Source organism: Streptomyces pseudoechinosporeus, assembly GCF_054783935.1.
In genome coordinates, this window is sequence record NZ_BAAGPS010000067.1 from 86,811 (window position 1) to 107,862 (window position 21,052).

Annotated in this window: 19 protein-coding genes and 1 pseudogene; 9 read left to right on the forward strand and 11 right to left on the reverse strand. The window is 69.9% G+C overall.

What is annotated here, in order from left to right; all coding sequences use genetic code 11:
- Positions 1–77: 77 nt before the first annotated feature.
- Positions 78–182: pseudogene (locus ACYVO6_RS40660) on the reverse strand (HipA family kinase); the annotation flags it as partial.
- Positions 183–234: 52 nt separating this feature from the next.
- Here ACYVO6_RS40660 and ACYVO6_RS40665 point away from each other — a divergent pair.
- Together ACYVO6_RS40665 and ACYVO6_RS40670 are read left to right on the forward strand one after the other, a co-directional pair.
- Positions 235–2,337 (forward strand): S9 family peptidase, encoded by a 2,103-nt coding sequence (locus ACYVO6_RS40665; protein ID WP_461070449.1) that lies wholly within the window; start codon positions 235–237, stop codon positions 2,335–2,337.
- Between the two features lie 95 nt (positions 2,338–2,432).
- Complete coding sequence (locus ACYVO6_RS40670) at positions 2,433–2,909, forward strand: Rieske (2Fe-2S) protein (RefSeq protein WP_461070451.1); 477 nt, start codon at positions 2,433–2,435, stop codon at positions 2,907–2,909.
- Here the strand turns inward: ACYVO6_RS40670 and ACYVO6_RS40675 are convergent.
- A complete protein-coding gene (locus ACYVO6_RS40675) occupies positions 2,896–3,546 on the reverse strand; it encodes a cysteine hydrolase family protein (protein WP_461070453.1) in 651 nt (216 codons plus the stop codon). The two genes, ACYVO6_RS40670 and ACYVO6_RS40675, sit on opposite strands and share 14 nt — an antisense overlap.
- Before the next feature lie 83 nt (positions 3,547–3,629).
- On the opposite strand from ACYVO6_RS40675, the gene ACYVO6_RS40680 reads away from it, so the two are divergent.
- Entirely contained in the window at positions 3,630–4,097 is a 468-nt protein-coding gene (locus tag ACYVO6_RS40680; RefSeq protein ID WP_461070455.1) for a pyridoxamine 5'-phosphate oxidase family protein, read from the forward strand.
- Positions 4,098–4,276: 179 nt separating this feature from the next.
- Here ACYVO6_RS40680 and ACYVO6_RS40685 read toward each other — a convergent pair whose 3' ends face one another.
- Positions 4,277–5,173, reverse strand: coding sequence for a LysR family transcriptional regulator (locus ACYVO6_RS40685; RefSeq protein WP_461070457.1), 897 nt, complete (start codon positions 5,171–5,173; stop codon positions 4,277–4,279).
- A gap of 74 nt (positions 5,174–5,247) precedes the next feature.
- Here ACYVO6_RS40685 and ACYVO6_RS40690 point away from each other — a divergent pair, with 74 nt between their 5' ends.
- Positions 5,248–6,192 carry a DMT family transporter gene (locus ACYVO6_RS40690; protein WP_461070459.1) on the forward strand — a complete coding sequence of 315 codons (945 nt, stop codon included), beginning with the start codon at positions 5,248–5,250 and terminating at the stop codon, positions 6,190–6,192.
- A gap of 9 nt (positions 6,193–6,201) precedes the next feature.
- Here ACYVO6_RS40690 and ACYVO6_RS40695 read toward each other — a convergent pair whose 3' ends face one another.
- Entirely contained in the window at positions 6,202–7,533 is a 1,332-nt protein-coding gene (locus ACYVO6_RS40695; RefSeq protein ID WP_461070461.1) for an aminotransferase class I/II-fold pyridoxal phosphate-dependent enzyme, read from the reverse strand.
- Between the two features lie 83 nt (positions 7,534–7,616).
- Between ACYVO6_RS40695 and ACYVO6_RS40700 the strand changes: the two genes are divergently transcribed.
- On the forward strand, positions 7,617–8,291 hold the full coding sequence (locus ACYVO6_RS40700; protein WP_461070463.1) for a pyridoxamine 5'-phosphate oxidase family protein: 675 nt from the start codon (positions 7,617–7,619) through the stop codon (positions 8,289–8,291).
- Here ACYVO6_RS40700 and ACYVO6_RS40705 read toward each other — a convergent pair.
- From ACYVO6_RS40705 to ACYVO6_RS40715, 3 genes are all read right to left on the reverse strand, one after another.
- Positions 8,273–9,250: a DMT family transporter gene (locus ACYVO6_RS40705; protein WP_461070465.1), complete on the reverse strand. Its 978-nt coding sequence runs from the start codon at positions 9,248–9,250 to the stop codon at positions 8,273–8,275. The genes ACYVO6_RS40700 and ACYVO6_RS40705 overlap by 19 nt on opposite strands.
- Before the next feature lie 194 nt (positions 9,251–9,444).
- On the reverse strand, positions 9,445–10,455 hold the full coding sequence (locus tag ACYVO6_RS40710; protein WP_461070467.1) for an EamA family transporter: 1,011 nt from the start codon (positions 10,453–10,455) through the stop codon (positions 9,445–9,447).
- Between the two features lie 123 nt (positions 10,456–10,578).
- Positions 10,579–11,112 (reverse strand): Clp protease N-terminal domain-containing protein, encoded by a 534-nt coding sequence (locus tag ACYVO6_RS40715; RefSeq protein WP_461070469.1) that lies wholly within the window; start codon positions 11,110–11,112, stop codon positions 10,579–10,581.
- A gap of 304 nt (positions 11,113–11,416) precedes the next feature.
- On the opposite strand from ACYVO6_RS40715, the gene ACYVO6_RS40720 reads away from it, so the two are divergent.
- Positions 11,417–11,848, forward strand: a complete 432-nt coding sequence (locus ACYVO6_RS40720) for a type II toxin-antitoxin system Rv0910 family toxin (RefSeq protein WP_352370741.1) — start codon at positions 11,417–11,419, stop codon at positions 11,846–11,848.
- A 107-nt stretch (positions 11,849–11,955) separates the two neighbouring features.
- Here the strand turns inward: ACYVO6_RS40720 and ACYVO6_RS40725 are convergent, their stop codons facing one another.
- On the reverse strand, positions 11,956–12,579 hold the full coding sequence (locus ACYVO6_RS40725; protein WP_461070471.1) for a PadR family transcriptional regulator: 624 nt from the start codon (positions 12,577–12,579) through the stop codon (positions 11,956–11,958).
- A gap of 186 nt (positions 12,580–12,765) precedes the next feature.
- Here ACYVO6_RS40725 and ACYVO6_RS40730 point away from each other — a divergent pair, with 186 nt between their 5' ends.
- Positions 12,766–13,572 (forward strand): PhzF family phenazine biosynthesis protein, encoded by an 807-nt coding sequence (locus ACYVO6_RS40730; RefSeq protein ID WP_461070473.1) that lies wholly within the window; start codon positions 12,766–12,768, stop codon positions 13,570–13,572.
- A gap of 56 nt (positions 13,573–13,628) precedes the next feature.
- On the opposite strand, the gene ACYVO6_RS40735 is transcribed toward ACYVO6_RS40730, so the two are convergent.
- A complete protein-coding gene (locus ACYVO6_RS40735; protein ID WP_461070500.1) occupies positions 13,629–14,429 on the reverse strand; it encodes a CPBP family intramembrane glutamic endopeptidase in 801 nt (266 codons plus the stop codon).
- 245 nt (positions 14,430–14,674) lie between these two features.
- Entirely contained in the window at positions 14,675–16,195 is a 1,521-nt protein-coding gene (locus tag ACYVO6_RS40740) for a glutamate--cysteine ligase (RefSeq protein ID WP_461070475.1), read from the reverse strand.
- A gap of 661 nt (positions 16,196–16,856) precedes the next feature.
- Here ACYVO6_RS40740 and ACYVO6_RS40745 point away from each other — a divergent pair.
- Entirely contained in the window at positions 16,857–17,450 is a 594-nt protein-coding gene (locus ACYVO6_RS40745; RefSeq protein ID WP_461070477.1) for a hypothetical protein, read from the forward strand.
- A 350-nt stretch (positions 17,451–17,800) separates the two neighbouring features.
- On the forward strand, positions 17,801–18,007 hold the full coding sequence (locus tag ACYVO6_RS40750) for a DUF5999 family protein (RefSeq protein WP_461070502.1): 207 nt from the start codon (positions 17,801–17,803) through the stop codon (positions 18,005–18,007).
- A gap of 112 nt (positions 18,008–18,119) precedes the next feature.
- Here ACYVO6_RS40750 and gcvP read toward each other — a convergent pair whose 3' ends face one another.
- Complete coding sequence (gene gcvP / locus ACYVO6_RS40755; protein WP_461070479.1) at positions 18,120–21,005, reverse strand: aminomethyl-transferring glycine dehydrogenase; 2,886 nt, start codon at positions 21,003–21,005, stop codon at positions 18,120–18,122.
- Positions 21,006–21,052 lie beyond the last annotated feature (47 nt).

The following is a 21,052-nucleotide window of genomic DNA, read 5'->3' on the forward strand; positions in this document are numbered from 1 at the left end:
AACGCGAAAGAAGGATCAGCGCAGGTCAGAGACCTGATCGACCGCATTGCCGCAGGTCAGGGCCACCTGGTAGAGGACTTTATGACGTACGTTCCGAGGTCATCGGCCTCGACGAGCCCCGGCAGCGAGCCGCCCTCACGCAGCGGCGTGATGTAACGGGTCGCACTGACTTCCTTGAGCATCGCCCCAGGCTACTGGGGCGTTCCTGTTTTCCACCCGCACGAAAGGATCACTGTGACCGCCGAAGACCTCCCCCTTCAACTCGCCCGCACGAAACGCTTCTCACTCGGCGTGCCCCGCGCCTTCATCGTCTCCCCCGACGGCGACCGTGTGCTCTTCCTGCGCACCACGAGCGGCCGCTCCACGGCCGGCTGCCTGTGGCTGTACGAGGACGGCGAGGAGCGCCTGCTCGCGGACCCGCTCGCGCTCGGCGACGGCGGCGAGGTACCGGAGGCCGAGCGGATCCGCCGGGAGCGGGCACGCGAGACGACCGGCGGAATCGTCTCGTACACCACCGACGAGGCCGTCCGCCTGGTCGTGTTCGCCCTCTCGGGCGCCCTCTGGACCGTGCGCACCGACGAGGGCGTACCGCGCCGGATCCCCACGGCGGGCCCGGTCGTCGCCCCGCGCCCCAGCCCTGACGGCTCCCGCATCGCGTACGTGAGTGACGGCGCCCTCCGCGTCATACGCATCGACGGCACGGCCGACCGCGCGCTGGCCAGGCCGGAGAACCCGCAGGTGACGTACGGACTCGCCGACCACGTCTCTGCCGAGTCGCTGCACCGTACGCGGTCCTTCTGGTGGTCGCCGGACGGGGAGGAGCTACTGGTGGTGCGGGCCGACAACTCGCCCGTCCAGCGGTGGTACATCAGCGATCCGTCGGATCCCACGCGCCCGCCGCGCGCGGTCCGGTACCCGGCGGCGGGCACCGCCAACGCGGACCTGTCGCTGCACGTGGTGGGACTCGACGGCGACCGTGTCGAGGTACGGCTCCCCAAGGAGGCCGCCGAGGCGCATCCGGCGGGCGAGTGGACCGACGCGGCCTTCGAGTACGTCGTGGAGGCGGGCTGGGGCGATGCGGGCCCCTTCGCCGTCGTACAGACCAGGGACCAGCGCTCGGCGTATCTGCTCCGGATCGATCCGTGGTCGGGTGCGACCGAGACGCTGCACTACCAACGCGACGCCGCCTGGCTGGAGTTCGTGCCCGGAACGCCGGTCCATACCGCCGCCGGTCCTGTCCTCACCACGCAGGACGTGATCCGCGGACTGTGGATGCCTGCGACCGGAATGTGTACGCCCGAGGACATGTACGTCCATGATCTGGTCGGCGTGGTCGGTGAGCGGATCTTCTTCGTCGCCAGTGAGGAGCCGACCGAGTTCCACGTCTGGTCGTACGACCCGGTCGGCGGCCTTGTGCGGCTGACCGACGAGCCGGGCGTGCACAGTGCCGCCGTCGGAGGCGGGACGGTCGTCCTCGACAGCAGGACGCTCGACGGGCAGACCGTGACGGTGCTGCGGGACGGCAGGCCGGCCGGGAGGATCCGGGTGCTGGCCGAGCGGCCCATGATCGAGCCGCGGCCCCGCTTCCTGACGCTCGGCGAGCGGGAGCTGCGAGCGGCGCTCTATTTGCCGGAGTCGTACGAGCCGGGGACACGTCGGCTGCCCGTGATCGTGCACTCGTACTCGGGGCCCGGCATGCAGACCGTCGTGAAGGCGGCGGCCTGGTGGCACGCGGTGAACCAGTGGTTCGCCGAGCAGGGCTTCGCCGTGCTGACCGTCGACGGGCGGGGCACGCCGGGGCGTGACCGGGCGTGGGAAACGGCCATCCACGGCGACCAGTTGACGCCCGTGGTGGAGGACCAGGCGGACGCCGTGGGCGCGGCGGCGGAGCTCTTCCCGGAGCTGGACACGAGCCGGGTGGCGATCCGCGGCTGGTCCTTCGGCGGCTATCTCGCGGCGGGCGCCGTGCTGCACCGGCCCGATGTCTTCCACGCGGCCGTCGCGGGCGCGGCACCGACCGATCTGCGCCTGTACGACACGCACTGGAAGGAGCGCTTCCTTGGACATCCGGACGTCCAGCCGGAGAATTACGAGCGCTGCTCCCTGGTGGCGCACGCGCACAAGCTCATGCGTCCCCTGATGCTCGTCCACGGAATGGCCGACGACAACGTGGCGCCCGCGCACATGCTGCGCTTCTCGGCGGCGCTGCTTGCGGCGGGCCGTCCGCACAGCGTGCTGCCGCTGCCCGGTTCGACCCACTTGGTCACACAGGAGGGCGTGGTAGACACCCTGCTCCGGCTTGATCTCGATTTCATCAAGAACTCAAGTACTTTGTGAACGACCTTGGTGACGTCCGCGTACACCTTGGTGTGGATCAGCGCATTCCGCGTTGATCCAAAGCACATCTGTACATCTGTGGAAGGGACCGCCACATGTCCAGCGAATCGCTTCAGTCTGCCCAACCTGCCCCTGCAATCTGCCGTCGCACGATCCTTGCGGCACTCGGCGCGGCCGGTGCCGCCGCCGCGTTGACCGCGTGCGGAGGCTCCGACGACAGTTCGTCCGGCTCATCGGGCGCATCCGAATCATCCAGTTCCGCCGGCTCCGGCTCGGGCGGCGGCGGTGATGCGCTGGCCAAGACCAGCGAGATCCCGGAGGGCGGCGGCAAGGTTTTCGCCGACCAGAAGGTGGTCGTCACCCAGCCGACGGCCGGCGAGTTCAAGGCTTTCTCGACGACATGCCCGCACCAGCAGCAGCAAGTCAACGCCGTTGACAACGGCCTGATCACCTGCCCCGCTCACGGCAGCCAGTTCAGCGTCACGGACGGCAGTGTCGAGAAGGGGCCCGCGACCAGTGCGCTGGCCACCGCGAACATCACCGTCGAGGGAGACTCGATCATGCTCGCGTGATCCTGCGCGGACGCCTGAAGCAGGCCAGCACCTCGTCCGTGGTGGTGATGGTGGCCACCAGGGCGAGCGTGTTGCGGACCATCGCGGGGGTGTAGTCGGAAGGCACCCCCGCGATGGCGTCCCTGGGCACGACGGCGGTGTAGCCGCGGTTGACGGCGTCGAACACTGCGTTGGGTATGGCCACGTTGGCCGAGACGCCGGTCACGATCAGCGTGCGGCAGCCCAGGTTGCGCAGCAGCGGGTCGACGTCGGTGCCCGCGATCGGTGACAGTCCATGCAGTCGGCGTACGACGAGATCCTCGTCGGCGACCTCGATGGGCGGTGCGACGCGTACCGCCATCGTCCCCGACAGCTGCTGCACCGGCAGCCGCTCGGCGGCCCGGAACAGCCGGGCGTTGTGATTGGCGCCGCGCCCGTCGGGGCGACGCTCGGCGATCGCGTGGATCACCTGTACTCCGCTCTCGTGCGCCCCGGCGACCAGCTGGGCGATGCGGGTCAGGACACCCGACGCACGTGCCTCCTTGGCGAGTTCGGGCAGCGCGCTGTCCTGGCCGACGACACCCTGCTGGCACTCGACGGTCAGCAGGACCGTGGTCGCGGGGTCGAGGAGTTCACTGAGCTCTTCGTACGACGGCATGGCGGGCGAGCGTAACGGCCATTGCATGCGGACGGAAGACGGCTCATGCTTTCCTGACGCCGAGCCGGAGGAGAGGGAACCGTATGACCGCCACTCAGCGCCGGGGCCGAAAGATCATGATGACCCCCGACGAGCTGGACGAGTTCCTGAGAACCCAACGCACCTGCCGAGTCGCAACCGTCTCAGCGGACGGCGCCCCCCATCTCAGCGCCCTCTGGTACGCCTGGGACGACACCTCCCTCTGGCTGTACTCGATCACCCGCAGCAAACGCTGGTCCGACCTACGACGCGACCCCCGTGTGGCCGTGGTGGTCGACACGGGTGAGGAGTACGGGGAGCTGCGAGGCGTGGAGCTGTCAGGCACCGTCGAGTTCATCGGCGAGGCCCCGCGCACGGGCGAGCCGTGTCCCGAACTCGACGCCGTGGAGCCCTTGTTCGCGCGCAAGAACTTCGGCCTGGACGAGATGCCGCACGACGGCAGGCACGCATGGATACGGCTGACGCCGGAGGCGGTGAAGTCCTGGGACTTCCGCAAACTCGCCTCGCTGTGACGTAGGTTCAACGGCTCCGATGGGAGCTGGCGGCTCCGGGAGCGCCCCTTCAGGGGCGCGGGGAACTGCGCGACCAGCCACAACGAACCCGCAGCCGAGACGCAACATGCCCCTCTTGTGGGGGGTCTGGGGGCGCAGCCCCCCGTTTCGGGAAGGGGCGGGCTTGGGGAAAGAACCCCCTACGAACCCCCCGCCACCCGCAACGCCTCCACAGCCGCCCGAACAGACGGCCGCCGATCCCCATCGGCACGCCACACCGCGTACACATGCCGGGTGACGCGCTGGCGAACCGGCACCGTACGCACCCCGGCCGGCACCGCCCCGCGCCCGAGGCGAGGCGCGACGCACACGCCGAGCCCCGCAGCAACCAGCGCAAGCTGCGTGTGGTGCTCCTCCGCCCGGTGCGCGACAACCGGCTCAATCCCCTTGGCACGGAGCGTGAAGAACAGCCACTCGTGGCAGAACTCCCCCTCGGGCCAGGCAATCCACTCGTCGTCGGCGAACTCCTCGAGATCCACTTCGTCCCGCTCGGCAAGCGGATGCCCGGCGGGCATCGCCACATCGGCGGCATCGTCAAGAAGCGAAGCCTTGACCAGCCCCTCCGGCACAGGCAACGGTTTGTTGTACCAGTCGAGCACGACCGCCATGTCGACATCGCCCCGAACCACCGCGAAAACGCCTTCTTGGGGCTCCAGCTCCTGCGAGCGAACCCGTAGTCCAGGATGTTCGGCCCGCAGCGCGGCAAGCGCCGCGGGGAACAGCCCACGCGCGGCCGTCGGGAACGCGGAAAGCCGCAACTCCCCCACCACCTGCCCCCGCTGCGCCTCCAGATCGGACTGCGCAAGCTCGACCTGGGACAGAATCCGCGCGGCATGCTCGGCGAGCAACCGCCCGGCATCGGTGAGCCGCACCCCCCGCCCGTTCTTGGCGACGAGCCGCTGCCCCACCTCCCGCTCCAGCTTGGACATCTGCTGGGACACGGCCGAGGTAGTGACATGCAGCCCCTCGGCCGCACGACTGACCGAGCCGTGCCGGGCGAGGGCGTCGAGGGTACGTAGGCGCTCCAGGTTCAACATGTAAGCAATTCTACGAGATACAGGGAGAAAAATCTCGCTTGTGCTACGAGATCATCTCCGCCATCGTGGCCGACATGAGCAGCGTCACCCCACCCCGCGCCCGTACGGCCCAACCCGTCGTCGCCGCATCGAAGCGCCGAACCCTCGACTGGCGCATCCGCTTCGGCGTCCTCTCCCTCATCTGGGGCTTCAGCTTCCTGCTGATCAAGGTCGGTACGGAAGGGTACGCACCTTTCCAAGTGACGCTGGGACGGCTGGTGTTCGGCACCCTGGTGCTCGCGACCGCGATGGCCTGGAAGCGGGAGCGGCTGCCGCGCGGGACGCGGACCTGGGGGCATCTGACGGTCGCGGCGTTCCTTCTCAACGCCCTGCCGTTCTCCCTGTTCGCGTACGCCGAGCTGACGATCCCGTCCACGCTCGCGGGGATATGCAACGCGACCTCGCCGCTGTGGGGCATGGCCCTGTCGCTGGTCGCCCTCTCCGAGGACCGGCCCACCCGCCGCCGGGTCGCCGGTCTCGGCATCGGCTTCCTCGGTGTGCTCACTGTGCTCGGCGCCTGGCAGGGCTTCCAGGGCCTGGACGCCACGGGCACGGCGATGGCCCTGCTGGCCTCGCTCAGCTACCCGATCGGCTGGATCTACCTCCGGCGCACCCTGGCCGGCTCCAGCCACTCCAACCTCTCGCTGACCGGCGCCCAACTACTGCTGGCGACCGTCCAGTTGGCCGTGGTCACGCCGCTGTTCACCACCTTGCCGAACCGGTTCGCGGTCCTGCCGCTGTTCGCGATCGTCGCGCTCGGCGCGCTGGGCACGGGCGTCGCCATGCTGGTCCAGTACGGCCTGGTCGCCGAGGTCGGCCCGACGACGGCCCAGATGGTCACGTACTTCATCCCGGTCATCGCCACGACCGCAGGCGTCGCGATCCTCGGCGAGTCGCTGACCTGGTCGACACCGGTGGGCGCGGCCATCGTGCTGGCGGGCGCGGCACTCACCCAGTCCAGGCCCAAGTCGGGGGCCTAGGGGGCGAGTTCAGACGTAACGACGCGCGGGCGCCGGGCCGATGGCGGAGGCGACCGCGTCCGCCAGCGGCCCGATGTCGTGCGGGGCGAGCGTCGAGACGGTGATCCGCAGGCCGGGCGGCGAGTTCACCCGGAAGCCGGCGCCCGGAGCGACGGCCCAACCGGAATGCAGCAGCCGTGCGACGGCCCCGGTCTCGTCCGGCACGGGCACCCATACGTTCATCCCGCTGCGTCCGTACGCTTCAATGCCGCGCTCCCCGAGCGCGCCGATCAGCCCGTCACGCCGCCGCCCGTACGCCGCCGCGACCGCCCGTACATCCACCGCACCGCTCGCCCACAGTCGCACCACGGCCCGTTGCAGCAGATGGCTCACCCAGCCCGGACCCAGCCGCTGCCGCCCCTGGACGCGGTCGGCAGTGACGGGATCGCCGGTGAACACGGCGAGCCGCAGGTCGGGGCCATATGCCTTGGCGACCGAGCGCACGAAGGCCCAGTGCTGGGTGACGCCGGCCAGCGGGTGCAGCGGCAGGTCGACGATGCGATGGCCGTGGTCGTCCTCGATGAGCAGGGCCTGAGGGTGCTCCTCGATCACGGAACGCAGGGCACGCGCGCGCGTGGCGCTCACGGCGGCGCCGGTCGGGTTCTGCGCGCGGTCGGTGACGATCAGCGCTCGGGCACCCGAGCGCAGCGCGCCCCGTACGTCGTCGGGCAGCGGCCCTTCGTCGTCGACGCCGACCGGGAGCGTACGCAGCCCGAGCGCCGGGGCCAGATCGAGGACGCTGCGCCAGCCGGGATCCTCGACGGCGACCGCGTCCCCGGGCCTGAGGTGAGCGGCCAGCACGCGCTCGATGGCGTCGAGCGCTCCGGAGGTGACGGTGACGGGCCCGTCCGGTACGCCGTCCGCGTCCAGGTCCGCGCGCGCGAGTCGCGCCAACCCCGGTTCCACGGCGGCCTCTCCGTAGAGCACCGGCTCGCGGTCCGAGTGGGCTGCTGCCGCCGCGAACGCCTCGGTGAGGGCGGGCAGCAGGGCCGGATCCGGGTTTCCGTCGGACAGGTTCCGGACCCCTGGCGGCACATCCAGGCGCGAGAGCTCTCGCGCCGTCGTGACCGGCTTGGGTCGTACGCGGCTGCCGCGGCGGCCCGCGGTCTCGATGACCCCACGCTCCCGCAGCGTGCGATACGCGGCCGCGACGGTATTGGGATTCACGCCAAGATCGGCCGCCAACTCCCGCATGGCCGGCAGCAGTTGACCAGGCTCCAGGCCTCCGGAGCCCACCGCGCGCTCCACGCTGGCCGCAATCTCGGCTGCGCGCCTTCCCTCGATCCGATACTCTCCTAGCACAAAGAAGATTATGCACTAGTGCAATATATTCAGGCAAGCGTGCACGGCGAGCACGCGAACGACACGGAAAGCTGGAGAGCACCATGACGCAGACGGCCCCGCGGCCCGCCGCCTACACCCCGACCGACCGCACCGTCCCCACCCGCTCCCGCAAGCGTGCCGCGTACGACCACGAGACGGTGCACTCGATACTCGACGAGGGGTACGTCTGCCATCTGGGCTTCGTCCGCGAGGGAGCACCGGTCGTGCTGCCCACGCTGTACGGCCGGATCGGTGAGCGGCTCTATGTGCACGGCTCGACAGGTTCGCGTCCGCTGCGGATGGCGGGCCAGGCCGAGCCGGGGCTCCCGGTCTGCCTCACCGTCACGCACGTCGACGGTCTGGTGCTGGCCCGTTCGGCCTTCCATCACTCGCTCAACTACCGCTCCGTGGTGGTGCACGGCATCGCCCACCAGGTGACGGACCCCGACGAGAAGCGCGCAGCCCTCGACGCCCTCGTGGACCAGGTGGTCCCGGGCCGCTCGCAGGACTCCCGGGCCGCCAACAGCAAGGAGCTGGCCGCCACCGCCGTACTCCGGCTCGACCTCGGCGAGGTCTCCGCCAAGCTCCGAACGGGCGGTCCCAATGACGAACCCGAGGACCTGGCCCTCCCGCACTGGACCGGAGTGGTGCCGCTCCACAAGGGATACGGCACCCCCGTCCCGGCCGACGACCTGGCCCCTGGCGTCGAACTGCCCGACTACCTGACGACGCTCTGAGGCTCCTCCTCGGGCGCCTCCCGCATACGCTCCGCGCCGTCTCGCGCCTCCGCGACCGCGAGTCCCGCGACCGAGCCGAGCATCAGCAACGTACCCACGAGCGTCGCCGCGGTGAGCCGCTCGCCGAGCAGCCCCACGGCCAGTACCGCCGCGCTCACCGGCTCCAGAAGCATGATCACGGAGACGGTGGCCGAGCGGACGACGGCGGCTCCCGCGAAGTACAGGGCGTATGCGAGGGCGGTCGGAATGGCGGCGATGTACGTCAACAAGGCCACGACTTGGGCGAGTTCGTCGGTCTGCGGCAGCAGGCCCTCGGTCAGGCCGAAGGGCAGCAGGCACAGCGTCGTGACGGCGAACGCGCCCACGGTGGTGGAGGACGCGTCGGCCCCGCCGTCACGGCCCCACCACCGGGTCAGCAGCGTCATCACGGAGTACCCGGCGGCGGACACGAGCGCGAGCGCCACACCCCAGGGCCGCACCGTCGCACCCTCGCCGCCCAGCACCAGCACCGCGAGTCCGGCGAGCGCCCCGACGACGGCGGCGCTCCCGCCCCGCCCGAGCCGCTCCCCCATGGTCAGCCGTGCCCCGAGCGCGATGAGCACGGGACCGGCGCCGAGGGTGACGACGGTGGCCACGGCGAGCCCGGTCGCCTCGACGGCGGCGAAGTACGCGGTCTGGAAGACGGCGAGACCGAGACCGGTGATCCCAATCCGCAGCAGGGTCGTACGAGGACGAAGGCGCGGCCGTTCGGTACGACGCGGCCGGGACCGCAGCAGCCGGGCGGCAAGGAGCAGGAGGAGTCCGCCCGCACAGCGCCAGAACGAGAGGGCGATGGGGCCCATGTCGCTCGCCCGGTAGACGAGCGAGGCGGCCGCGCCGGCGGTGCCCCAGGCGGCGCCGGCGACAGTCAGATAGAGGAGGCCTCGCCCGATGGGCAGGCCGGAAGCAGCATTCGACACGTGTTCTCTCCGCAGATACGCAGTTCGGAAAGGACCACGTCACGCGCAGAGATCAGCGGCGCGTGGAAGGTCCTCGGACTCGTCTGCGGGCAGCACCGTTCCGCCCGACCGGCGGTCGGACGTGGATTCCGGAGGGCCCGCCTCAGGCGGCGGGGGGAGGAAGAACGAGTGCGTCCGAATGCATGATCGGCAGCCTAGGCGGCGCCCCTCCGCGCCGACAACTCCTTTTCGGCGTCGCCTCCGCCACTGGTCACCGGCCCGTCCGAGCCTTTGGCGGGCGTCGACGACTGAGCGATGAACGCGCCGAGCAGCACCAGCGCGCCGCCCACGAGCTGCGGCGCCGACAGGTGCTCCCCGAGCAGGATCCAGGCGAGGACAGTCGCGATGACCGCTTCGAGGCAGGCCACGACGCCGGCGACCTGCGGGGAGAGCCGGCGCACGGCCAGCACGCCGGTGACGTACGCGAGGACGGTGGCGACGAGCACGATCCAGACCAGCAGGTATCCGGCGGCGACCGTCGTGCCGTTCAGGTCCGCGCCGCCGCCGAGGACCGACCAGTCCATGCCCCAGGGGCGCGCGACGAGCGTCAGCACGATCGCTCCGACGAGCAGGCCGTACGCGATGACGCCGAGCGGGTCCGGGGCCTGGTCGCCCGCGTCGCCGCCCTGGTCGGACAGGACGAAGTAGCCGACCTGGCAGCAGGCCGCGCCGAGCGCGAGCAGCAGTCCGAGGAGGTCGAAGCTCAGCCCCGACCACACCTCGACGACGCAGGCGAGCCCGCCGACGGCGAGTACGACTCCGAGGGCGGCGGCACGGGTCACCGGCCGGCGCTGCACGAACCGCACCCAGCCGAGGACCAGCGCCGGTGCGAGGTACTCGACGAGCAGCGCGACCCCGACGGGGATCCGGGAGATCGCTGCGAAGTAGCAGGCCTGGACGCCGGCCACGGCGAGCAGCCCGAACCCGGCGAGCAGCGCGGGGCGCGTGCGCAGCAGCCCCCGGTGGCGGACGGCGAGCGGCAGCATCACCACGGCGGCGCCCGCGACGCGCAGCCACACCACATGGAGCGGGTCGAGGCCCGCGTCGATCAAGGGCTTGGCCGCGACACCGGATCCCCCGAAGGCGACCGCCGACACGAGCGCAAGGCCCAGCCCAACGCCTCTTCCCTGGTTGCCGTGACTGCTCTCAGACGTACGCACCGGCACATGATGACAGGCGACGACAGGAGCGTCACCCTCAATGACACCTGTCTCGACGGCTGGACGCGCACGACTAGGACGTACCCCCGGAAACCGCCCGCGGCCCAACCCTGGAGCGTTCGCCGCCCCTCAGGCTTCGACGCCGGGCTCCACCGCGGCGTCGAGACGGGCCCGTAGCGTCGCCACGTCGACTCCCGCCCGCTCCAGCACCTCCACGGCCCGGGACTCGGGATCGGCGACGATGGCCGCGAGCAGATCGATGCCGTCCGCCAGTTCGCCGCCTCGCCGTGCGGCGAGCGCGCACGCGTACTCCATGGCGCCGGCCGCCACCGGGGACCAGCCATCCTCCCGTACGGTCGGCACGGCACCGGAGTCCTCCACGCCGCTCTGCCAGCGCAGGCCGTAGCCGATGCTGCGCTGTACGAGATAGCCGAGCAGCCGCGCGATCCGAGGCCCGCCGTCGAAGACCGCATACACCTCGGGGTCGGACTCCAGGAGCGTATGCAGCAGATGAGCCGTGTCGATCTGCCGGTCCCCGTCCCGCAGCGCCCTTCTGCGCGCACCGGCGACCACCGCCGCCAGCTCCTCACTGAGCCCGGCCTCGATGTCCATACGCTTCAAGCCACGATCGGCGGCCTGCTGCCGGGGAATACGGGGTTGCACACCCCTTACCCCATCAGTCCCTTCGAGCCGAGTCATCCTCGGCGGGAAGCATTTTCGCGTCCGACACAGGTTGGGTGGGCGTAGGCGGATTCTCCTCCTTACGGATGACATCACTCCCTTGCCCCTGACGGAGCGCGCGCCGCCTTGCCTCACGCCCCACGCGCGACCACCCTGCTCCGGCGCACGTCCACGGGGCCCCAACTTTCTGACGGTTCATCAGTATTGAATGTTGCGGGCCCGGCGGCTACGTTCCGCGACACCGTAGCTGCGCCCGGCGCAGCGCCTGACACGAAGGGGTGGTCACATGGCCGAAGTCAGCGCGGAAGCACGGATCGAGGCGCCGGCCGAGAAGGTCTGGGCGCAGCTCACGGACTTCTCCTCCTACGGGGAGTGGAACTCCACGCACACCAGCTTCCCCAAGGGCGGCCCCGAGACCCTCGAAGTCGGCGGCACCTTCGAGGAACACATGAAGCTGATGGGTTTCCCCGCTGAAGTCGACTGGACCATCGAGCAGTTGGAGCCCGCCCGTACGCTGGCGATCCGCGGCAAGGGACCGATGTCCGTGACCGTCGCCACGCGCTACACACTCACGCCTGAGGGTGAGGCCGCCACCAAGGTCCGTATCGACGGGGAGTTCACGGGCGCCGCCGTCTCACTGATGGCGGGCAAGCTCAAGGACTCGGCAACGGCGGCCCTCAACGAATCGCTGCGCAAACTGGGCGGGCTGGTGACCTAGAGCGCGTCGCCCCAGACCTGATCACTCCATGCCGAAGGGGGTACTTCGCTGCCGAAGTACCCCCTGGTGCGAGCCACCGGGCAGTCGGGCCATCAGCCCTCATCCCGTCAGTCCTCGTCGGCGAGAATCAGATACAGCTTCTTCCGGGCTTCGTTGATGACGGACAGCGCCTTCTCGCGCTGCTCCTTGCTGCCGGTCTTCCAGACCTGGCCGAACGCCTCCATCAGACCGAAACCGGCCTGCCGGATATCGCTCAGCGCCTCCCAGTCGACCCCGCGCCCGGCCTCTTCCCAGGGCGCTTCGGGACCCTCGTCGGCCGCGGTACGGCCCGACTCGGTGAGCGAAAACAGCTTCTTGCCGCCCTCGGTCGCGCTGGTGATCAGGCCTTCGTCCTCCAGCAGTTGGAGGGTGGGGTACACCGAGCCGGGGCTGGGCTTCCATGCCCCGCCACTGCGCTCGGCGATCTCTTGGATCATCTCGTAGCCGTGCATGGGCCGGTCCTTCAGCAGAGCCAGGATCGACGCGCGTACGTCGCCGCGCCGCGCCCTGCCCCGCGGACCGCCCCGACCTCCGCGGCCACCCCAGGGCCCCGGACCGAAGCCCGGCCCGAAGGGCCCGAAGGCGGCGCGGCGCCCTTCGAAGCCTCCCCGGCCATGCGGGCCGGGTCCACCGTGTCCACGTCCAGGACCAGGTCCAAAGCCCGGTCCGAATTCCTCTCCGTGGGAACGCATCGCAATCACTCCATTCCATCGTTGATCGGTCGCGATGCGTCAACGATATATCGGAACAGCTCGCCTGGCAAGCCCCTGCCTGCCACCGATCACGCCCGCACCCCGCCCCGAACCAGCCCACTCCCGGTCCACCCACCCCGAATTGGCCTTGGCCTGCGACTTCGGTCCAGCCCTAGCGTCAGCTCCATGCGGATTCGAATCGTCGACGCCTTCACCGACCGCCCCTTCGCCGGCAACCCGGCCGGGGTCCTCCTCCTCGACGCCTTCCCCGACGACGCCTGGCTCCAGAACGTGGCCCTGGAGGTCAACCACGCGGAGACGGCGTTCGCCCACCCCCTCCCGGAGGACGGCGAGGCCGACTGGGCGCTGCGCTGGTTCACGCCGGTCACCGAGGTCGCCATGTGCGGCCACGCGACGCTGGCCACCGCGCACGTGCTGGCCACCACGGACGCCGTCCAGGGGCCCGTACGGTTCGCGACCAGGAGCGGCGTACTCACCGCCACCACCAACGACGGCTCCATCACCCTGGACTTCCCGACCGCCCAGCTCACCCAGGTCGAGGTCCCGTCAGGCGTGGCCGAGGCTCTGGGCGCCGAGCCGTTGACCATCCACGACACCGGCCCGAGCGTCGGCGACCTGCTCATCGAACTCACCGACGAGAAGACCGTCCGGGGCCTCGCCCCCGACCACAAGGCCCTCTCCCGGTACTCCGAGCGCGGCATCATCGCCACGGCCCGCGCCGAAGACCCCTCGCAGGGCTATGACTTCGTCTCGCGCTGCTTCTTCCCGAACATGGGCATCGACGAGGACCCGGTCACCGGCAGCGCCCACACGGCCCTGGCCCCCTACTGGTCCGACCGCCTGGGCCGCCCCAACCTCACCGGCCTGCAGGCCTCCGCCCGCTCAGGCCTGGTCCACACCCACCTCCACGGCGACCGCACCCTGCTCACAGGCCGCGCGGTCACCGTCATCGAGGGCGAACTCCACGCGTGAACAGCACAGAAGGGGCGTACGACATCCCCGTACGCCCCTTCTGTGCTCCGTAGCGCTCATGCAGTGGGCAGCCACCCCACCTTGCCCGCCAGCAGCGCGTACCCCACGAACGCCCCGATGTCGAGCAGTGAGTGGGCGACCACCAACGGTCCGACGCGACCCCAGCGGCGGTAGAGGTACACGAAGACAACGCCCATGACCATGTTCCCGATGAACCCGCCGATGCCCTGGTAGAGGTGATACGAGCCGCGCAGCACGGAGCTGGCCATCAGCGCGGTGCCCGGCGTCCAGCCCAACTGGCCGAGGCGGCGCAGCAGATACCCGACGACGATCACCTCCTCCAGGACGGAGTTCTGCACCGCGGAGAGGACCAGCACCGGATACTTCCACCACACATCGGGCAGCGATTCCGGGACGACGGTGAGGTTGAAGCCGAGGCTGCGGGTCGCCAAGTAGAAGGCGATCCCGGTACTGCCGATCACCGCCGCGATCGCCGCACCACGGCCCAGATCCGGCCACGGACGGCTCCGGTCGAAGCCGATGGTGCGCATCCCTGCCCCCTCGCGGAGCAGAAGGTGCGCGACGAGCAGGACCGGCACCAAAGCCGAGGTGATCCCGAACAATTGCCAGGCCAGATCAAGCCATGGCCGCCCGGGCGCTGCCGAGGCGTTCAGATTGGCCGCCTGATCCTTCAGTCCCCCGGGTTTCGTCACCGATCCGACAAAGCTGATCAGCGCGGAAACCCCGCTCGCACCGAGCGACACCCCCAGCACAAGCAGCATCTCATCGCGAAAAACTCGCCGCGCCGGCCGCTCCGCCGGATAAGAATCGGCCACCGCCCCCGCCTCCGACTGCACATGTGCCTCCAGTTGTGTCATCCCGTCTCGTCCCCATCCTGGCCCCGCGCCGTACGGCTCACGGATCAAGCAGGGGGGAGGGCACCACCGCATGGGACGTCACAGCTTGCCCGACCGGCACGGGGGCAGGACAGCCGACCCCCTTCCGCGCGCACGGCGGCGCTTGTTCTCGCCGTCGTCGGGGGCACCGTGGCGGCGATCGAGGACGAGGTCGACCAAATCGCGAAGGCAGCGGGGGCGCGAGCTCACACCAGCGGAATCGCCGGCTCCGGCAGCCCCACCGGCCAGGTGTGCACCGGCTCACCGAGGTGCATCAGCTCGCAATAACGTTTCGTCGTGGCGGCCAGCGCCGCCTCCCGGTCCATGCCGGTCTCCAGCGCCCGGTGGAACGTACTGGACTGCCAGGCCGCCCCGTTCACCCGCCGTCTGCATCTCTCCTCGATCACACCGAGGTAGAGGTCCCGGTCGGCCGGCTCGACGCCCCACGCGTCCAGGCCCGCCTCCGCGAGCGGCAGCAGTTCGTCCCGCACCAGCTGCACCGCCGGCACCCGCGTCGTCCCGCCGTACCGGCCACGCCGCGGCCACTGAAGGTGTGCGTCGATGCCGTACCGGCACGCGTGGTCGAAGTTGGCGGCGGCAGCCTCGAAGGGCAGCCGCGTCCACACGGGCCGGGTGTCCTCGGCGAGGGCTCGTATGAGCCCGTAGTAGAAGGCCGTGTTGGCGATGACGTCGGTGACGGTGGGACCGGCGGGCAGTACGCGGTTCTCGACACGCAGATGCGGGACGCCGTCGTCAATGCCGTACACCGGGCGATTCCAGCGGTAGATGGTGCCGTTGTGCAGTACGAGTTCGCCGAGCCGGGGTATGCCGCCGTCGTCCAGGACGCGCTGCGGATCCTCCTCGTCGCAGATCGGCAGCAGCGCCGGGAAGTAGCGCAGATTCTCCTCGAAGAGGTCGTACGCCGACGAGATCCACCGCTCTCCGAACCAGGTGCGCGGACGGACGCCCTGGGCCTGCAACTCGGGCGGACGGGTGTCGGTGGACTGCAGGAACAGCGGCGGCCGGGACTCGCGCCACAGCTCACGGCCGAACAGGAACGGGGAGTTGGCGCCGACCGCGACCTGTACGGCGGCGATCGCTTGCGCGGCGTTCCACACGTCGGCGAAACGGCCGGGCGTGACTTGCAGGTGCAGCTGCACGGAGGTGCAGGCGGCTTCGGGCGCGATGGACGCGGAAGTGCAGCTGAGCCGCTCGACGCCGTCGATGTCGAGTGTGAAGTCCTCGCCGCGGGCCGCCACGATCTGGTCGTTGAGCAGGGTGTAGCGGTCCACGTCGGAGAGGTTCGCGGAGACCAGGTCGTCGCGTGCGAGCGTGGGCAGAATGCCGATCATCACGATGCCCGCGTCGACCTCGTTCGCTTTGCGATGGGCATATGCGAGTGAGGTCCGCAGCTCCTCGGCGAGGCGGTCGAATACCCGGCCTCCCAATCGATGTGGGGCAATGTTGACTTCCAGATTGAACATGGCGAGTTCTGTTTGGAAATCACGGCTGGCGATACGTTCAAGTACTTGAGCGTTCATCATGCGCGGCATGCCGTCCGGGCCCGCGAGATTGAGTTCGATCTCCAGACCCATGAGATTCTTCGGGCGGTCGAACCGCTCCTCCGCCAACAGCCGCTCAAGCCCCGCCAGGCACTGCCGGAGCTTGCCTCGGTAGCGCTGGCGATCGGACAGGCCGAACGACGCTGCCTCGACCTTCTCCCCCATCGAAGCGTCCCTCCTCGACTGGGCAGCCCGACGAACCGGCCGCTGACGTCCCGGGTCACGGGGGATGATGCCCAGGCAATGCGATCGATAACGTCCTGGACAAGCCTGTTGCGCGCTACTCTGAACGCAGGCCATCCAGGCACATTCACGCGGCATGAGGCAATGCACGGTTTTTCGCCGAGCAGTGACCTCGCCTCCGACGAGTTGCGGTCTCGTGAAAAACGCCGACGACATCCAGCCGACCGTTTCGGTGACGAATGCCGAGGTCGTCGCCTGATACCTCCGAAGAATCGGGATCAAAGGCACTTATCGACGGCCGAATGGTGCCTTGCCCTTAATCCACGCAACGGCTAGACGAAACACTGTCCGAACACGGGTCGTATAAACTTCGCGAACGAGGCAGAGAGTCGGCGCTCGCGGTCGTTGGCCCTGTCGTCACAGTGACGTCATCCACCGAAAGGTGAGCCGCGCAGCGTCTGATGCGTGCGATCGCAAAGCGACAGCAGATCCTCGATGCGAGCGTACGCGCCAGACGCCGCGCGACAGGCAGCACGGTGACCCACAGGCCGGGGACCCCCGCCCCTCTGCCCCCGAGTGCTGACAGCGTCGTCCGCCCCCGTCCTCGCGCCACCTGTGCCTGTCGAATGAGAGGCGACCCACCATGCCGCTGCATGTCCCTCCGGCTCCCGCGCCCGCTGTACGTACCGTCCTCACGGCCCTCGGTTCTCCCACCGCCGTCCGCGAGGCACCCACCCCATCCCTGCGCAACGCCCAGGGGCCCGCCACACCCGACCTCCCGCTGCCCGTCCACGTGCTCGACCGGATCACGCCGGCGGGCGCCTCGGCCACCCGTCTCGCGGGGTGGCGCTTCCTCATCCGCTGCGGTGGGTCTGCCGTAGCGGCTGCCGAGACCAGGCTGACCCCCGACGGCTGGGCCTTCTCCCACTTCTTCGAGGGTCCGTACGTCTCCGCCACCGAGCGCGCGCTGCGCCAGGCGGAGGCCATGACGCAGTCGTACCAGGCCCGCCTGCTCTCCGTACCCGAGCTCTACATGCTCACGCTCTGGCTGCACGGCGACTGCACGGCCGACGGCGCCGAAGGCCATCCCGCCGCCACCGATCTGCTGGTGCCCCTGGCGCCCGCGCCGCCCGGCATCGCTTCGCACCGCCCGCACCGCGTGGCCGAACTGCTACCCGTCCTGACCAACCGGCTCACCCCCGCCGCCGCTCCCCCGCTGCTCGGCTCACCCGCCTGAACACACCTCGGCTTCCGTGCCCCGTGGTCCCACTCCGGCCACGGGGCACACTGCTGCACGCAGTGACGCGGTGGGGACACAGCGCACGCCCGGCCCGTTCGAACTAGACCTATCCGACCCCCTGGAACCACCCAAACGGGCAGCCCAGTTGGAATGAACCATCCGCACGGGTGGTGCGTCATCAACCTGTGAGAAGCGTCACCGCGAAATCCCTGCGGATGGACGTTTATAGGGCAACACTGGGTTCCGTACCGACTGACAAACGGGGGGCGGCCATGAACACCACATCGAGCCGCAGGACAGACACCACGACGATCACCGATCTCACTACCCAGCGAAAGATCCCATCAATGTGCCAGCACCAGCCACCGTGTCCGACAGCCGACTCCGCCGACCGGGAAGCAGCGCTCCTCGTGGCGCACCACCCGGAGCAGGGATGGAGCCTGCTGTGCAACGGCGTCCTGCTCTTCGAGGACACCGGTGAGCTCCTGCCGGACGGCCGGATCATCGACCCGCACCGACCGATGATCAGCGCGCAGGTGATGACCGCCGCCTGAGCCGCGCGGCGCACCACCGGCGACGCCAGGCACGCTGCTCGGACATATGAGGGGCCGGCCCCGGGAGATCCCGGAACCGGCCCCGACGTATGCCCGGGAGCGATTACGCCGGCTACTCGTCGTAAACGTCCATCGGAGGGCAGGAGCAGACCAGGTTCCGGTCGCCGTACGCCTGGTCGATCCGCCGCACCGGCGGCCAGTACTTGTCCGCGGCCGACACCCCTGCCGGGAAGACGGCCTCCTCACGGCTGTACGCGTGCTCCCACGCGCCGCCGAGCACGGCCGCCGTGTGCGGAGCGTTCCGCAGCGGGTTGTCGTCCGCCGGCCACTCCCCCGAGCCGACCTTCTCGATCTCCGCACGAATGGCGATCATCGCCTCGCAGAACCGGTCGAGTTCGGCCAGATCCTCGCTTTCGGTCGGCTCGATCATCAGCGTCCCGGCCACCGGGAAGGACATCGTCGGCGCATGGAACCCGTAGTCGATCAGTCGCTTGGCGATGTCGTCGACGCTCACGCCGGTCGTCTTGGTCAGCGGTCGCAGATCGATGATGCACTCGTGCGCCACCAGCCCGCCGGGACCGGTGTAGAGCACGGGATAGTGCGGCTCCAGCCGCTTGGCCACGTAGTTCGCGCTCAGCACGGCGACCTGCGTGGCCCGCTTGAGCCCCTCGCCGCCCATGAGGCGTACGTACGCCCAGGAGATCGGCAGGATCCCGGCCGAGCCCCAGGGAGCGGCCGAGATCGGGCCGACGCCCGTCTCGGGGCCCGCGGCGGGCTGCAGGGGGTGGTTCGGCAGATACGGCGCCAGATGCGCGCGTACACCGACCGGGCCGACGCCCGGACCGCCGCCGCCGTGCGGGATGCAGAACGTCTTGTGCAGGTTGAGGTGCGAGACATCACCGCCGAAGCGGCCCGGCTTGGCGAGGCCCACCAGCGCGTTCAGGTTGGCTCCGTCCACGTACACCTGACCGCCCACGTCATGCACCTGCGCGCAGATGTCGGCGACGTGCTCCTCGAAGACGCCGTGCGTCGAGGGGTACGTGATCATCAGCACCGCCAGCTCGTCACGGTGCTGCTCGATCTTGGCGCGCAGGTCCTCGACGTCGATCTCGCCGTCCTCGGCGGTGCCCACGACGACGACCTTCATGCCGGCCATGACGGCGCTCGCCGCGTTCGTGCCGTGCGCGGAAGACGGGATGAGGCAGACCGTGCGCTGCTCGTCGCCGTTCGCGCGGTGGTATCCGCGTACGGCGAGCAGGCCGGCCAGCTCGCCCTGCGAACCGGCGTTGGGCTGGAGCGACACCTTGTCGTAACCGGTGACCTCGGCGAGCTGCTCCTCCAGCTCACGGATGAGCGTGAGGTAGCCCTGCACCTGTTCGGCGGGCGCGAAGGGGTGCAGCTGCCCGAACTCCGGCCAGGTGACCGGCTCCATCTCGGTGGTCCCGTTGAGCTTCATGGTGCAGGAGCCAAGCGGGATCATGCCGCGGTCGAGCGCGTAGTCACGGTCGGCGAGGCGGCGCAGATAGCGCAGCATCGCGGTCTCGGAGCGGTGCTGGTGAAACAGCGGGTGCGTGAGGTACTCGTCGGTGCGCAGCAGCGCGGCGGGCAGCGTGTCCGCGGCGGAGGCGTCCAGCGCCTCGATGTCACCCTCGACGCCGAACGCGGTCCAGACGGCGCCCAGTTGGGTCCGCGTGGTGGTCTCGTCGCAGGCGATGGACAGCTGGTCGGCGTCGACGAGACGCAGGTTGACCCCGCCCTCACGCGCCGCTGCGACGATCTCGGCAGCCCTTCCCGGCACCCGGACGGTGACCGTGTCGAAGTACGCCTCGTGGACGACCTCGACCCCGCCCGCCTTCAGACCCGCGGCGAGGATCGTGGCGTACCGGTGGGTGCGCTGCGCGATCGACCTGAGGCCCTGCGGACCGTGGTAGACCGCGTACATCCCGGCCATCACGGCGAGCAGCACCTGAGCCGTACAGATGTTGCTGGTCGCCTTCTGCCGACGGATGTGCTGCTCCCGCGTCTGCAGGGCGAGCCGGTATGCCTGGTCGCCGTCCGCGTCCAGCGAGACACCGACGAGACGGCCCGGCAGGTTGCGGGCGAACTTCTCGCGCACCGCCATGTATCCGGCGTGCGGCCCGCCGAAGCCCATCGGTACGCCGAAACGCTGCGTCGTGCCGACCGCGATGTCGGCGCCGAGCTCCCCCGGCGAGGTGAGCAGCGTCAATGCCAGCAGATCGGCGGCGACACTGACGATCGCGCCCAGTTCATGCGCCTGCTCGATCACAGGCTTGATGTCCCGTACGGCACCGGAGGCGCCCGGGTACTGGAGGAGCACGCCGGTCACGCCGCGCTCGGCGACCTCGGCCGGAATGCCCTCGCCGAGATCCGCGACGACGACCTCGACGCCGATCGGCTCGGCGCGCGTCTCGATGACGGCGATGGTCTGCGGCAGCGCGTCGGCGTCGATGAGGAAGACGCCGTTCTTGACCTTGCCCACGCGCCGCGACAGCGCCATGGCCTCGGCGGCGGCGGTGCCCTCGTCGAGCAGCGAGGCACCCGACGTCGGCAGACCCGTGAGGTCGGCGACCATGGTCTGGAAGTTCAGCAGCGCCTCCAGGCGGCCCTGCGAGATCTCCGGCTGGTACGGGGTGTACGCGGTGTACCAGGCCGGGTTCTCCATGACGTTGCGCAGGATCACCGGCGGCGTGAACGTGCCGTAGTAACCGAGCCCGATCATCGAGTCGAGGACCTCGTTACGGTCCGCGAGGGAGCGCAGCTCGGTGAGGACCTCGGCCTCGGAGCGCGCGGCCGGCAGCGCGAGCGCCTCGGCGTCCTTGATCACCTCCGGCACCGCGGCGGCCGTCAGCTCCTCGAGCGAGCCGTACCCCACCTGCGCGAGCATCTTGGCCCGGGCCTCGGTGTCGGGCCCGATGTGGCGCTGCTCGAAGGGGATTCCCCGTTCGAGCTCGGAAAGCGGAATGCGATGGGCGGTCATTTACGGAGGCCTCCTGGTCTGCCACGACCTTCGAGGGCACCACGGAG

What these genes read in the sequence shown, in the direction of transcription:
- ACYVO6_RS40670 (WP_461070451.1), top strand. Translation starts at nt 2,433, where the DNA reads ATGTCCAGCGAATCGCTTCAGTCTGCCCAACCTGCCCCTGCAATCTGC.
- ACYVO6_RS40675 (WP_461070453.1), bottom strand. Translation starts at nt 3,546, where the DNA reads ATGCCGTCGTACGAAGAGCTCAGTGAACTCCTCGACCCCGCGACCACG.
- ACYVO6_RS40680 (WP_461070455.1), top strand. Translation starts at nt 3,630, where the DNA reads ATGACCGCCACTCAGCGCCGGGGCCGAAAGATCATGATGACCCCCGAC.
- ACYVO6_RS40685 (WP_461070457.1), bottom strand. Translation starts at nt 5,173, where the DNA reads ATGTTGAACCTGGAGCGCCTACGTACCCTCGACGCCCTCGCCCGGCAC.
- ACYVO6_RS40690 (WP_461070459.1), top strand. Translation starts at nt 5,248, where the DNA reads ATGAGCAGCGTCACCCCACCCCGCGCCCGTACGGCCCAACCCGTCGTC.
- ACYVO6_RS40700 (WP_461070463.1), top strand. Translation starts at nt 7,617, where the DNA reads ATGACGCAGACGGCCCCGCGGCCCGCCGCCTACACCCCGACCGACCGC.
- ACYVO6_RS40720 (WP_352370741.1), top strand. Translation starts at nt 11,417, where the DNA reads ATGGCCGAAGTCAGCGCGGAAGCACGGATCGAGGCGCCGGCCGAGAAG.
- ACYVO6_RS40725 (WP_461070471.1), bottom strand. Translation starts at nt 12,579, where the DNA reads ATGCGTTCCCACGGAGAGGAATTCGGACCGGGCTTTGGACCTGGTCCT.
- ACYVO6_RS40730 (WP_461070473.1), top strand. Translation starts at nt 12,766, where the DNA reads ATGCGGATTCGAATCGTCGACGCCTTCACCGACCGCCCCTTCGCCGGC.
- ACYVO6_RS40740 (WP_461070475.1), bottom strand. Translation starts at nt 16,195, where the DNA reads ATGGGGGAGAAGGTCGAGGCAGCGTCGTTCGGCCTGTCCGATCGCCAG.
- ACYVO6_RS40745 (WP_461070477.1), top strand. Translation starts at nt 16,857, where the DNA reads ATGCCGCTGCATGTCCCTCCGGCTCCCGCGCCCGCTGTACGTACCGTC.
- ACYVO6_RS40750 (WP_461070502.1), top strand. Translation starts at nt 17,801, where the DNA reads ATGTGCCAGCACCAGCCACCGTGTCCGACAGCCGACTCCGCCGACCGG.
- gcvP (WP_461070479.1), bottom strand. Translation starts at nt 21,005, where the DNA reads ATGACCGCCCATCGCATTCCGCTTTCCGAGCTCGAACGGGGAATCCCC.